This window comes from Bacillus sp. FSL K6-0993 (assembly GCF_037977205.1).
Lineage (GTDB): Bacteria > Bacillota > Bacilli > Bacillales > Bacillaceae > Bacillus > Bacillus subtilis.
This window is the reverse complement of record NZ_CP150275.1, coordinates 3,967,386-3,980,608: the sequence shown is the minus strand read 5'-3', so window position 1 is coordinate 3,980,608 and position 13,223 is coordinate 3,967,386. Positions and strand designations below refer to the sequence as shown.

Here is a 13,223-nt window from a genome sequence, read left to right as displayed (position 1 = left end):
CGCGCTTCATTTTTTCATACCCTTAAGGTACAGAAAAAAGGAGCGTGATGGCTATGTCTTCATTACAGCCGACTCTAACAAATGAGCGGATCGGTGTGCTTGATGTGCTGAGAGGAATGGCGATTTTCGGCATCTTATTTGTCAATCTGGCACATTTCAGTTATCCGGATATGTATTTGTCTATGCTTGGAAAAGAGAATTTTTTCATGGATAAGTGGTCTGAAGCTGATTTTGCCGCCGCAGACATACTGAAATTCTTCATTCAAACAAAATGTATTTTATTGTTTTCCTTTTTATTTGGATTTGGCATGGTTGTCATGATGGAGAGAGCAGAAAACAAAGGGAAACGGTTTGTTCCGTTATATGTGAGAAGGTTGATGGCGCTTCTCTTGTTTGGAACGATTCATGCGTTTTTGATATGGGACGGGGATATTTTAACAGAATATGCCCTGCTCGGTTTTGTCCTGCTCTTGTTTCGAAAAGCAAAGCCGAAAACACTGCTGATATGGGCGGTCTCTTTGTATTTTCTGTTTTCCATTCCGTTCATGTTGACAAGTTTTGATCAATCAAACGGACAGGAATGGGTACAAGCGGTAACACAGCAGGCAAAACAAGCGATTCATGTTTATGGAAGCGGCAGCCTGAGGGACATTGCAGAACAGCGGATCCACGACCGTCTTGTTTACATGTCTTCGAATGGCATGCTTACGTATAATCCGCTCAACTTCTTCTTTGCATCCATTCCATATTTCAGCATGTTTTTGCTGGGAGCTGCGGCAGCAAAATCTCGGTATTTGCATGAACCGGAAAAGCATCGCAAAGGATTAAAACGATTATGGATGGCCGGGCTTGTCATCGGCATCGGCGCCCAGGTGATGTACAGTGTAACGGATAAAGAAATATGTTTGCTGATTGGCGCGCCTTTCCTCATGTTTTTCTATGTTACAACGGTTGTCTATCTTTATCATAAAACAAGAGTGAGAACAGTGCTGCAATCATTCTCCGCTGTTGGGAGGATGGCATTTACCAATTATCTGATGCAGTCTATTGTATGTACTTGGATTTTTTATCATTACGGCTTGGGCCTGTATGGAAAAGTGTACCCTGCTGCCGGTGTGCTCATTACAATTGCTGTTTGTGCCGTTCAAATGGTCTTCAGCCACCTTTGGCTTCGTGTCTTTCGGATGGGGCCGTTTGAGTGGCTATGGAGAAGCGCTACGTATCTGTCGTGGCAGCCTATTGTAAAGAAAACAAAAGTCTAGATGCCTATTGGCGTCTAGACTTTTTTCTATTATTTATACACGACACGTGTTTTGCAAATGATGTCATGCAGGCCTTTTTTCTCTCCAAAGGCGATCATGATAAACCCAATATAAAAGATGATTCCTGATAAGATATAGGCAAAGTAACGGCCAATTGCCTGTCCGACAGAAACCCGTTCACCTTGTTCATTGACCACTTTCAGGCCAAGAATTTTTTTGCCAAGTGTGCCTTGCATTTTAGAAGCTGTGAGCAGCCCGTAATATAACACACTGATGACGATCATGATTAGCATTGTAGGCAAAAATGCAAGCGTCATGTATTTCACTAAATACTCTTCTTCCGTCATGTAAGGGTTTGTTGCCACAGCCCCAGCTACAAAAACAGAATTGATCATAAATAGAATAATATAACTAGGAACAGATACAATAATGCCGTCAATAAAATAAGCTAAAAAACGAATCCAAAATCCTGCTGGTTTTTCCATGTATTTTTCTCTCTCCTTTGAATGAATCTGGAATAGTATACTTTGAAAAAGAAGTACATGCAATATGGTATGGTGATAAAATCCTGATATTACAGAAAAATGAGTCTTTTATCCTCTGTTTTTTACTATATAAATATACTAGAAAGAATCACATCATTTGTGTATGTTCTGGATTTTTTTAAAAAATATAATGAATATAACATTCAACTTACTTATAATAAAAAAGGTTAATATTTCTATTAAAGGAGGAGTTTGATGTCTAAAAAAAATAGCGTGGCGATCATGACAACCATTTCTGCGTTTCTTTTTTGCGCCGTGATTGTGGCGGCTTCACTTTCGCCGCTGGCCGGAACGGGAGCGGCGGCCAATCAGTTTAATTCAGCTGGCATGTGGTCAGCTGTCGGTATGATCCTTGTCTTGTATTTCATTCCATTTCTCGTTTATATGCTCGGAGTCGATGCAATGAGGTATGTCATGGGGGTGCTTTGCGGCTTCGGGCTTTTGATTCATTTGTCTTCGGCCGGTTTTATCTTGATGTTTAGTTTCTTTAGTGACCATCTGCTTTCTGAGTTGATCTTTGTTTTGGGAGTTAGTCTCGCTGCGGCTGCTGTCAATGTCATTTGGTTTGTGTCTGCATTTCGGCCGGATGCTGAAAAAACGTCTGCGCATACACTTACATAGTTTTCTAGTTTGTGATGGTTTTGTGAAATAGATTTATAAAATGGATGAATATGTTATGATGGTCACAAATTAGAAGTTACATATAATGGGGGTCTCAATGATGGTCAAGTCATTTCGTATGAAAGCTTTGATTGCGGGAGCTGCGGTGGCGGCGGCTGTTTCGGCCGGCGTTGTTTCTGATGTGCCCGCTGCCAAAGTGTTTCAGCCGACAGCTGCTTATGCGGCGGAAACGGTGTTTTCTCAAAATAATGGAGCATCTGGCTTTTTGACAGGAAGATATGATGTACAAGCGATGGCACCTGCCATGTTTAACTGGTCACGCGAAAGCCGGTTCGCCGGAAATACAGACGGGACGCTGAAATGGCAAAACGACATCAGGACGACTCCGCAAAATGGAGCGGGGGCTGTGATTGACGGAGACGGCACAGTATATCTTCATTCCAGAGACGGGGAAATGAAAGCCTTTAATCCAGACGGCTCAGTCAAATGGGTGACCGGGAATCTTGGAAAAACATATACGCAATCTCCTGTACTTGGGACCAACGGCGTTATCTATTTGGCTTCCTATGACAAAAAGATTTATTTTATTGACAAAGAAACGGGAGAAATTTTAACAACGGTTCCGTTAAGCGGCGGGCCAAGCTCTGAAACGGTGATCGGTTCAGACGGGACGTTGTATTTCTCAACACTTGATAATTATGTTCATGCGATCAAACCGACGTCAAAATCAACCTGGACAGAGCGCTGGAAGTTGAAAACAAATGGTGTCGTCAGCTCTGTGCCGGTGCTTGCCTCAAACGGCACCGTGTATGTCGGCACATACAATAACGTGTTTTATGCGATCAATTCCGGAACCGGACAGGTGAAATGGTCCAGAACGACGTCAAATGCGTTTAAAGGATATCCGGTGATTGATAAGGATGGCACCGTTTATGCTGGCAACCAAGACGGACAGCTGTATGCGTATACGTCAACAGGCAGCTTAAAATGGACATTCCCGCTGAACGGGTTCTCAAGTTCATCGCCTGCGATCGACCATAACGGAAACATCTATATCGGCTCAGGAAGCGGCGAGCTGTTTTCCATCAGTAAAAACGGGGATATGAACTGGTCATTCTACACAGACGGCCCTGTCAGAACGGCGCCGCTGATTGACGCGAAGGGAACGGTTTATTTCGGGTCAGATGATATGAAGGTTTATGCGGCAGACGCAAACGGCAATGAATTATGGAGCTATCAAACCGACAGCAACGTCGTGTCATCTCCTCAGCTTGCTGAGGACGGAACGCTTTATATTGGAAGTTATACGAAGCTGATGGCTTTTGGGAAATAGTAAAACAGGCTGGCGAGGTTAACTCGGCAGCCTGTTTTTTTGATCAATCAAGATATTTATTTTTATAGAAAACCTTTGTCCCGCAAATATAATCATGTAATGCCAGTTTAGAGGGAAAGGCCGCCATGATAAAACCGATATTTAAGATCTTAGATAATGTGTAAGCGAAGAAACGGCCGAAGCTGTGCCAAAAAGAAATACGCTCGCCATACTGATTGACAACGATGATGCCCATGAGTTTTTTTCCCAATGTTGCCTGCATGTTTGAGGAAGTCAGCAAGCTATAGTAAAGAATAACGAAAATAAATATGATGGCCAAAACAGGGATTGTGCCAATGACCAACATTATCGGGCTTCTGACATGTGTGTGCCTGCTGCATCAATGAGTGGCAACACAATGAAGGTGTTAATGAAAATCATAATGAAAGAGAATATAGCTATAATAAATACATCAATAATAGAGGCGGCTGCCCGAATCCAAAATCCTGCTGGTTTTTCAATGTATAATATTCTCTCCTTTGAAGTTTTCTGGGATATTATACGTTAGAGGCTGCAGGGTTTCAATGAGATAGACTAGAGGAATCTGGTTTCGTAGTGAAAATGGTATTTTATCACTTTTAATCTCTTTATTTAGGTGATATAAAGATAAAAAAAGAACCTGCAAGATGATGCAGATTCTCTTCATTACGATTATTTAGAGGCTTGAATAAAGACACCCTTCTCATGAGAAAACTCTTTGAATCCGTATACCCCATGATAGGAGCCGATTCCGCTTGTGTTGACGCCGCCGAATGGCAGGTTGACGTCACTGAAATGGACGACGACATCATTGATGGCGGCATTTCCTGATGTCGTGTGCTGAAGGACGTTGTCAATCAGGTCTTGGTTTTGGCTGAATACATAAAGCGCAAGCGGTTTATCGTGATCATTTACGTAATCGATGACCTCGTCGATGTCTTCATAATTCATCATCGGCAGGATTGGTGCGAAGATTTCCTCCTGCATGATTTTCATATCAGGCGTGACGTTTTTCAAAACGGTTGGCGAGATCGTGCGGTCGCTGGCATCAAATACGCCGCCGAACACCACTTCCGCCCCTTTTTTGATGGCATCGTCGAACAGATCTTTGACGCGGTTGAAGTTGCGGTCATTGACGATCTGCGTAAATTTGCTGCGGTCTGGGGTATGATCATCCTCCATAAATCCTGCGTTAACGATTGTTTGTAAAATCCCCGCGAACCTGTCCTGAACGTCTTTTTTAATGAACAGGTAATCAGGTGCGATGCAGGTTTGGCCAGCGTTTACGAATTTCCCGACGGCGATCTTTTTCGCTGCGTCCATCAGATCGTAATCGCTGTCGATAATCGTTGGGCTCTTGCCGCCAAGCTCAAGTGTGACAGATGCCAAGTGTTTGGCAGCCGCTGTCATGACGATTTTCCCGACATTTGTGCTTCCAGTGAAGAAAATGTGGTCGAACGGCTGATCAAGAAGCTCGGTTGCCACCTCAACCTCTCCTTCAAAAATCGCGACTTCTTTTTCATCAAAAGCGTCTCTTATCACTTTAGCGGCAATGTTGCTCGTGTTCATCGTGAAATCGGACAGCTTTACAATCGCGCTGTTTCCGGCTGCGAGAGAAGCCGCAAGCGGCGCCATCGTCAGCATAAACGGATAGTTCCACGGGCCGAGGATGAGTGTGACGCCTTTAGGCTCGTACATAAGAATTCCGTTTGCGTCAGGGCTTAACGATGAACCGACTTCTTTAGGCGCCATCCATTGTTCCAGGTTGTTCATATTATCTCTGATCGCTTTTTTTGTTCCTTCGATTTCCGCTTTTTTGACCTCGTGATATGGTTTGCGGACGTCTTTGCGGATCGCTTCGATGATTTCTTCTTCATGGGCGATGACGGAATCTAAAAAGCGCTGAAGCTTCTTTCTGCGCTGTTCCGCTGTTGAAGCGCGCAAGGCTTTTTGCTGTTTTTTCTGAAGCTGAAAGACACGCTGGATGTGGTCCTTTACTTGCTGTTCCATTGTAAAATCCCCCTCATTCATTTGCTTTCTTCTTTTCTCGGACCTATTATAAGGTGGTACCTTTTCTGTAAGAAAGACAACGGTGAACCATCTATACGTTACCGTACATATATCGAAGATCTGTCTAATGATTGGAGGTGTCTTTTGTGCCGGAATCTGCCGAAGCTCAAGTGAAAGAGGCGCTGCTGGCTTTATTGAAAGAAAGAGATATTCAACACATTACAATGAAAGAAATCGCTGAGAAGGCCAAAGTGAGCCGCGGATCGCTCTACCTTTATTATGAGGATAAGTTTTCAATCATTGAGGATTTAATCGAAGACATGAAGGAAGGGCTGGGCAAAGCGCTTTTTGACGCCTTCAGTCATATGGATACCCTCCATTTGAACAAAAAACGGCAAACGGTGCATCCGACGCTGTCCTTTGTTCATGAGCATCGATCCTTTTTTTCTGTGATGATGAACAGAGGGCATTTCCATCGTTTTTTTAAGGATGTGTTTCAGCAGGATGTGCTGCTGACTCCGATCCATGTGAATTTGACGCCGATCGAACGGGAAATTTACGGACATTACCGGGCCTTGTACACGTACGCGATCATCCTGTATTGGCTGAATGAGGATGCGGCCGCGACTCCGGAAGCTATCAGCCAAAAGGTATGGGAGCTTGTTTCTCAAAAGAGATTTTATTGGCTGTTTGGACAAGCTGTGCCAGGAGAGCGAGAGAAGGACAAGCAAATCGACAGGCGTGTGGTTCGAACGAGAGAGGCGCTCCAGAAGGCATTTCTGGACGTGCTGGCGGAGAAAAAAGACTACGCAGCCATCACGATTTCGGATATTACCCGGAAAAGCAATATCCGCCGCGCAACCTTTTATGATCACTATGCCAATAAAGAGGAATTGCTCCAAACCATGATACAGCGATCATGTGCGGAGATCATTGATCACCTGACGATTGCCTCCATCCCGAATGAATTTTCCTTAAAGGAAGCGGAGAAGGCGCTCGCCAGTCTGCTTTCTGCTTTGTCAAACATGCCCATTGTCCATTTTCTGAACCAGGAATGGGGTGTTCCTCATGTGATACCTGATATGTTCAAAGCGCTGGAATCGTTTTATCTGCATCAGCAAAATGATATTCACGCAGAGAAAAAGCTTTATGCCCATTATGTATCCGCAATGATTATTGGGTTGCTTTTGTATCGGCTGGATGAAGGAAAGGCGCATCCGCCTGAAGTGCTGGCGAGGGAATTTTTGCAGTTTTTGGATGTGAAAAAGTATAAGGTTGTATTGCTTTGAAAGACAAAAAGAGAGGGACATCCCCTCTCTTATCTCGTTTCTTTCTTCCATTTCTCATCAATCAGCATCTTCCCAGGCCATGTATATGCCATGATGCCGCCGTCTGCGGTGATGTCCTCTCCTGTGACGTATGAGCTGTCATCTGACGCGAGGAACAGCGCCACTGTCGCCATTTCCTTCGGCTGGCCGAGGCGGCCGAGCGGCGTGACCCATTTGTTGGCTTCGCGGAATTTTTCACCCATTTCCTGTTCTTTGGTGCCTGCTAATTTGTCAATCAGCGGGGTTTCGATCGTACCCGGTGAAATGGAATTGACGCGGATGCCGTTCCGTGCGTAGTCGATCGCCATCGCTTTTGTCAGGTTGGTGATGCCGCCTTTTGCTGCGTTGTAGCCGGAGCGGTCAAGATCCGCGGCACGGCCTGACATGGAGGAGGTGTTGATGATGGAGCCCCCATTTTCGAGCATGAGCGGAATCAAATATTTGCTGCAAAGGAACGTGCCGCGCAGGTCGACGGCGATAATGCGATCAAACAGGTCAACCGGATATTCGTGCACCTTTCCGCCTTCCTGATCAACGCCGGCATTATTAAACAGAATATCAATCGTTCCGCATGCATCCTTGATTTGATCAGCAAATGCTTTCACACTGTTTTCATCTGACACATCAAGGTGAAAGGATTCTGCCTGTCCTCCGTTTTTTCTGATTGCGTCAACTGTTTCTTCCATTTGATCTTTATTGATATCTCCGATGATCACACGCGCGCCTTCATTGGCAAAAACCTCTGCCGTCGCTTGCCCAATGCCTGTCGCGGCGCCTGTGATCACTGCTGTTTTGTTTTCAAGTCTTCCCATGATACGAGACCTCCTTTTTCTATTTGTCTTCCCGCTATGTGCAGTGATAAACATGCGAGAAAAGAAAGGCCGGCATATGTTAAGATGAATTAGAAATTGTTGGGAGGTTTGTATGTTTGAAGGTACAGCATAAGAAGGAGCTCAAGTTTTATTGCTTCATTACCATTCCATCTGCATTTGTTGTGCTGACTGTCATCTCTTTTTTATTGCAAGAGATTACGTTTCCGGTGACTGCAAGCGCATTTCTGAATGCTTCATGGCATAATCTATTGTTTTTGATACCGTTCGGTTTGTTTTTCTACCCGGTGCATATATGGATGAAGCGGGAGTTTGGCCGCTGGAATGACACAGAAAAAAAGAGAGGATGATGAAGCCTCTCTTTTTTATGAGAATGAGTGAGAAAAAGAGTGAAAACAAATCCAACTAATGTTAAATTTACATATATATGCATCTATCAATCTAATTGACAATTGTCATCTTATGTGATAAATAGATGCTGAAAAGGGTTTACATAATGGTAAAGGAGCGATCAAGAGTGGCGAAAAAAGAGTTTAAAGCAGAGTCTAAACGCTTGCTGGATATGATGATTAACTCCATTTATACCCAAAAAGAAATTTTCCTGCGCGAGTTAATCTCCAATTCGAGTGATGCGATTGACAAAATCTATTACAAAGCGCTTACGGACGATGCGCTTACGTTTGATAAAGACAGTTACTACATAAAGGTCGCAGCTGACAAAGATGCGAGAACATTAACCATCTCTGATACGGGGATCGGAATGACAAAGGATGAGCTTGAACAGCATCTTGGAACAATTGCAAAAAGCGGTTCCCTCGCGTTTAAAAAGGAAAACGAGCTGAAAGACGGACATGACATTATCGGGCAGTTCGGTGTCGGTTTTTACGCGGCATTTATGGTTGCCGATGTCGTGACAGTCATCAGTAAAGCGCTTGGCAGCGAAGAGGCTTATAAATGGGAGTCTGCGGGTGCAGACGGCTATACGATTGAACCGTGTGAAAAGGATTCTGTCGGTACAGACATTATCCTGAAAATCAAAGAGAACACAGAAGATGACAGCTATGACGAGTTTTTAGAGGAATATCGTTTAAAAGCGATTATCAAGAAATACTCCGACTTCATTCGCTACCCGATCAAAATGGATACAACCATTAATAAGCCGAAGGAAGGCAGCGAAAATGAATTTGAAGAGGTGCAGGAAGAGCAGACGGTCAACAGCATGGTGCCGATCTGGAGAAAAAACAAAAGCGAGCTGACAGATGAGGATTATGAAACATTCTATGCTGAAAAGCATTACGGGTTTGATAAACCGCTCACACACGTTCATATCAGTGTGGATGGAGCCGTTCGCTACAACGCGATTCTATTCGTCCCTGAAAACATGCCGTTTGACTACTATTCCAAGGAATATGAGAAAGGCTTGGAGCTGTATTCCAATGGCGTGCTGATCATGAATAAGTGCGCAGACCTGCTACCGGACCACTTCAGCTTTGTGAAGGGCATGGTCGATTCTGAGGATCTGTCGCTGAATATTTCCAGAGAAATGCTGCAGCATGACCGCCAGCTGAAGCTGATCGCGAAAAACATCAGCAAGAAAATCAAAAGCGAGCTGCAAAGCCTGTTGAAAAAAGACCGGGAGAAATACGAGACGTTCTACAAGTCGTTCGGCAGACAGCTGAAATTCGGCGTGTATAATGATTTTGGCGCGAATAAGGATCAATTGAAGGATCTCCTATTATTCTACTCTTCAAAAGAGAAAAAACTGGTCAGCTTAGACGAGTATGTTTCCAGAATGCCAGAGGAGCAGAAATTCATTTATTATGCGACCGGTGATTCTTACGACCGCATTGAGAAACTGCCGCAAACGGAAATGGTGGCGGACAAAGGCTATGAAATCCTCTACTTTACTGAGGACATCGATGAGTTTGCAATTAAAATGCTGGCTTCTTATCAGGAAAAAGAATTCAAGTCCGTATCAAGCGGAGACCTTGGCATAGACACGGATGAGGATCAAAAGCAGTCCGAGGAAGAGGAAAGCAAGTATAAGGATCTGTTTGAGGAAATGAAAAACATTCTGTCAGACAAAGTGAAAAACGTCAGAATCTCAAAACGGCTTAAATCACATCCAGTCTGCCTTGCTGCTGACGGCGAAGTGACAATTGAGATGGAAAAAATCTTAAACGCGATGCCTGACAGCCAAAATGTGAAGGCGGAAAAAGTGCTGGAAATCAACCCAAATCACGAAGTATTTCAAACGCTGCAGGACGCGTTTGAACAAGATAAAGAGAAGCTGAGCCTGTACACAAACCTTCTGTACAATCAGGCGCTTCTCATCGAAGGCCTGCCGATTCAGGACCCTGTGGAATTTACGAACAATATTTGCAAGGTCATGGTGTAAACAGAAAAAGGAATCGTCCCATAAGGAGACGATTCCTTTTTTTTATAAAGTACGCTCATTCAGCACTTGGTTTTGGGTGCTTTTCTTCTTTTTAAACCGTTTTTTCAGGCTTGCTTCAATTTCCTCCAAGCTTTTCCCTTTGGTTTCCGGTACCATGTAGAACGCGAAGAAAAATGAGAGAAGACAAATGACTGAGAAAACCATAAAGACCCATGCGATGCCCATCGCGCTTAGCATCAGCGGGAAGACAAGCGACACGATCAGGTTAGCCGCCGATAACACCAAAGTCGTGAACCCTGTCGCGGCTCCGCGTGCTTTGGATGGGAAGAGCTCAGGCATGAGCACCCACACTACCGGACCCCATGTCGCCTGGTAAAAGACGATATAGACACCTAGAAAGACTACTGTCATCCACGCTGTTGATGCGGAAAGCCCGAGTGTCAGGAGCACGCCTGATAAAGCAGCAAGGCTCAGTGTGATGCCGATACTTCCCCAGATCAGAAGTTTTTTGCGGCCGACACGGTCAATTAAGATCATGGCAGTGATACACATGATGACGTTGAGGATGCCGATCCCCATTGTGCCGAGCGCCGAAGCTGATGTGCCAAGACCGGCCTTCGTAAAAATGGTTGGCGCGTAGTAGATGACCGTATTAATGCCGACTGCCTGCTGGAAAATGGCAAGGCCTACGCCAATCAGAAGCATGGGGCGAATCCATTTGGCTTTCAGCACGCCGAGTGTCGTTTCTTTTTTCTCCGCTTCCCCTTGCTTCATCTCTGCCAATTCCATTTCAATGTCTTTGGGATCATGAGTGATGTTCATGATTCGTCTCGCTTCTTCTTCACGGCCGCGCTTCACGAGCCATCTTGGCGATTCCGGCATGAACGCGATGCCGATTAATAGAAGTACGGCAGGCACTGCGGCCAGACCGACCATCCAGCGCCACGCTTCAAACGGTGTGAACAGGTAGTTAACGATATAGGCGAGCAAAATCCCGGTGACAATCATTAAGTTGTTCATTGTGCCGAGTGTCCCGCGGATTTTCGTCGGTGCCATTTCGGAAAGATACACGGGCACAAGTGCCGTTGAACCGCCGACGGCCAACCCGAGTATCACCCTTGATGCAATCAGCATGCCGATTGTTTGCGAAAATGCGCAAGCGAGCGCACCGATAATAAAAATGATGGAAAGGACAAATACAACCTTTCTCCTGCCCCAGCGGTCTGAGCATGTGCCGCTCAAGGCAGAACCGAAAATCGCGCCAAGGAGCAGCATGCTGACAACCAATCCTTCTGTCAATGTCGTTAAAGGAATATCGTTATTGATAAACAGGAGTGCTCCTGAGATAACGCCTGTATCGTAACCATATAGCAGTCCCCCTAAAGCGCCGAAAAAGTAGATCATATATTTCCTTGTGTCTTTCTTCACAAATGTCTCCTCCTCAGTTGTTGAGCCAATGAGTATCTAAAATGTATAACAAAGTTAATAGATTAGTACCCATTTCCTATCTCATTTGAAACATTTGTTTTGAACAAACGGAAACATTAAAGCCAAAAGAGATGATCACAGATCCGCTGAGTTTAGGAAAAACGAAATAACTTCGAGATATGCTCAGAGAAACCATTAAAAAACCTTACCCGCGCGGAGTAAGGTTTTGATTAAGACATTTTTATTCTTCTGCTTCGTTGACGAAAACCAAGGCGGAGAAGCCTTTTTTCTTATCAAATTGCAATTCAACGACGGTAACGTCCGGATTGAAGTTGTGGTATTCCTCTAAGAACTGAATAATGCCTTCTGAAATGTCATCTGACATAAGCTGCTTGTGGTGCAGGCCAAATGTGGCTTCAGCGAGGAACCCTGTACGCTTGTTGTACGATAGTTCTTTTACTTCAACGTCTTCAGGATAGATATCTTCTTCATTGGAAATATACACGCAAATTCCGTCTACAATTTCTTGCTCATTTAATATTAATCTCATTGCCTAAAATCTCCTTCTGTACGTCTTCGGTGCTTTAAATGCGCGAATCAATGCGATGACAATGATTAAAATAATGATTAAAGCGATGATATCCACGATCCAGGCAATGGGTGAAGCGCCATAAGAAACATAGCCGGGGCCTCCGACTGGATGATAGGTGTAACCCCACGGGTGCATCATGCTGATCATGAACATACCCATTGTAAATCCGCTATAATATCCAAACCATCCTGATGGCGCGAAACCTGCGTGATAGTAATGATTGACTGAAACATAACGTCCGCCAACATAAGCTTTAGACGTTTTTCCGCTGTATGTCTTTCCGGTTACTTTTGATGTAGCGCCGGAAAAGGTGCCTGACGATTTTTTAGAGCTTGATGAGCTTGCCTTTTCCGAAGGCTTCTTTTTAAGCGAAATCGATGATGATGAATCGTCAGGCGTCTTGGATTTTTGGCTAGAAGAGCTTGATCCTGAGCTGTAGCTTGATTTCGGGCTTGATTTATAGCTTCCGCTGTATGACGAGCCTGAACTTCGGCTGCTGTAACTAGATGATGAGCGGCCGCTAAAGCTCTTTGCATGAGAAATCGTTGATGGCAGCAGTACACCTAAAGCAACGGTTACTGCAACTAAGGCTTTCACATATTTAAGTTTCATTCTGTTTCCTCCATAGACCATCGAAACGGTCCGCTATTCTGACCAGCAAATAAAAGAAGCTGGGGCAGCTTTATTTCATATGAGCTAGATGATATGAACGTTTCATACTTTTGTTTTCTCAATCACTTTCTTTCTGAGATAAACTACCTTTATTTTATCGGATTTATGGCTCATTTTGTAAGGTTTTGCTTCAAAATCAGTTATTTAGGAACTTATCGCACAAAAAAACAGCCTTCTCCAATGGAG

12 protein-coding genes and 1 pseudogene are annotated in these 13,223 nt (G+C 44.3%); 6 read left to right on the top strand and 7 right to left on the bottom strand.

Going from position 1 to position 13,223, the window contains the following annotated elements:
* Positions 1-53 precede the first annotated feature (53 nt).
* Positions 54-1,262, top strand: coding sequence for a DUF418 domain-containing protein (locus MHH79_RS20605; RefSeq protein ID WP_340034877.1), 1,209 nt, complete (start codon positions 54-56; stop codon positions 1,260-1,262).
* 29 nt (positions 1,263-1,291) lie between these two features.
* Here MHH79_RS20605 and MHH79_RS20600 read toward each other — a convergent pair whose 3' ends face one another.
* Entirely contained in the window at positions 1,292-1,747 is a 456-nt protein-coding gene (locus MHH79_RS20600; protein WP_181220342.1) for an RDD family protein, read from the bottom strand.
* A gap of 255 nt (positions 1,748-2,002) precedes the next feature.
* On the opposite strand from MHH79_RS20600, the gene MHH79_RS20595 reads away from it, so the two are divergent.
* A complete protein-coding gene (locus tag MHH79_RS20595; protein WP_340034876.1) occupies positions 2,003-2,428 on the top strand; it encodes a DUF5391 family protein in 426 nt (141 codons plus the stop codon).
* Between the two features lie 100 nt (positions 2,429-2,528).
* Positions 2,529-3,761, top strand: coding sequence for a PQQ-binding-like beta-propeller repeat protein (locus MHH79_RS20590; protein WP_340035182.1), 1,233 nt, complete (start codon positions 2,529-2,531; stop codon positions 3,759-3,761).
* A 43-nt stretch (positions 3,762-3,804) separates the two neighbouring features.
* Here the strand turns inward: MHH79_RS20590 and MHH79_RS20585 are convergent.
* Together MHH79_RS20585 and MHH79_RS20580 are read right to left on the bottom strand one after the other, a co-directional pair.
* A pseudogene (locus MHH79_RS20585) lies at positions 3,805-4,262 on the bottom strand (RDD family protein).
* 189 nt (positions 4,263-4,451) lie between these two features.
* The gene (locus MHH79_RS20580; protein ID WP_340034875.1) at positions 4,452-5,789 is read right to left on the bottom strand and encodes an aldehyde dehydrogenase family protein; all 1,338 of its coding nucleotides are present in this window, start codon (positions 5,787-5,789) and stop codon (positions 4,452-4,454) included.
* A gap of 146 nt (positions 5,790-5,935) precedes the next feature.
* Here MHH79_RS20580 and MHH79_RS20575 point away from each other — a divergent pair, with 146 nt between their 5' ends.
* Positions 5,936-7,078, top strand: coding sequence for a TetR/AcrR family transcriptional regulator (locus MHH79_RS20575; RefSeq protein ID WP_340034874.1), 1,143 nt, complete (start codon positions 5,936-5,938; stop codon positions 7,076-7,078).
* A gap of 29 nt (positions 7,079-7,107) precedes the next feature.
* Here the strand turns inward: MHH79_RS20575 and MHH79_RS20570 are convergent, their stop codons facing one another.
* Positions 7,108-7,929: an SDR family oxidoreductase gene (locus tag MHH79_RS20570; RefSeq protein WP_003227042.1), complete on the bottom strand. Its 822-nt coding sequence runs from the start codon at positions 7,927-7,929 to the stop codon at positions 7,108-7,110.
* Positions 7,930-8,045: 116 nt separating this feature from the next.
* Between MHH79_RS20570 and MHH79_RS20565 the strand changes: the two genes are divergently transcribed.
* Entirely contained in the window at positions 8,046-8,297 is a 252-nt protein-coding gene (locus tag MHH79_RS20565) for a hypothetical protein (protein ID WP_014481429.1), read from the top strand.
* A 167-nt stretch (positions 8,298-8,464) separates the two neighbouring features.
* Positions 8,465-10,345 carry a molecular chaperone HtpG gene (gene htpG / locus MHH79_RS20560; RefSeq protein WP_015483932.1) on the top strand — a complete coding sequence of 627 codons (1,881 nt, stop codon included), beginning with the start codon at positions 8,465-8,467 and terminating at the stop codon, positions 10,343-10,345.
* 42 nt (positions 10,346-10,387) lie between these two features.
* Here htpG and MHH79_RS20555 read toward each other — a convergent pair whose 3' ends face one another.
* The 3 genes from MHH79_RS20555 to MHH79_RS20545 form a co-directional block, all read right to left on the bottom strand.
* The gene (locus tag MHH79_RS20555; protein WP_063335876.1) at positions 10,388-11,773 is read right to left on the bottom strand and encodes a sugar porter family MFS transporter; all 1,386 of its coding nucleotides are present in this window, start codon (positions 11,771-11,773) and stop codon (positions 10,388-10,390) included.
* 241 nt (positions 11,774-12,014) lie between these two features.
* A complete protein-coding gene (locus MHH79_RS20550) occupies positions 12,015-12,323 on the bottom strand; it encodes a DUF2653 family protein (RefSeq protein WP_063335875.1) in 309 nt (102 codons plus the stop codon).
* Between the two features lie 3 nt (positions 12,324-12,326).
* Positions 12,327-12,977, bottom strand: a complete 651-nt coding sequence (locus tag MHH79_RS20545; protein WP_181220336.1) for a hypothetical protein — start codon at positions 12,975-12,977, stop codon at positions 12,327-12,329.
* Positions 12,978-13,223 lie beyond the last annotated feature (246 nt).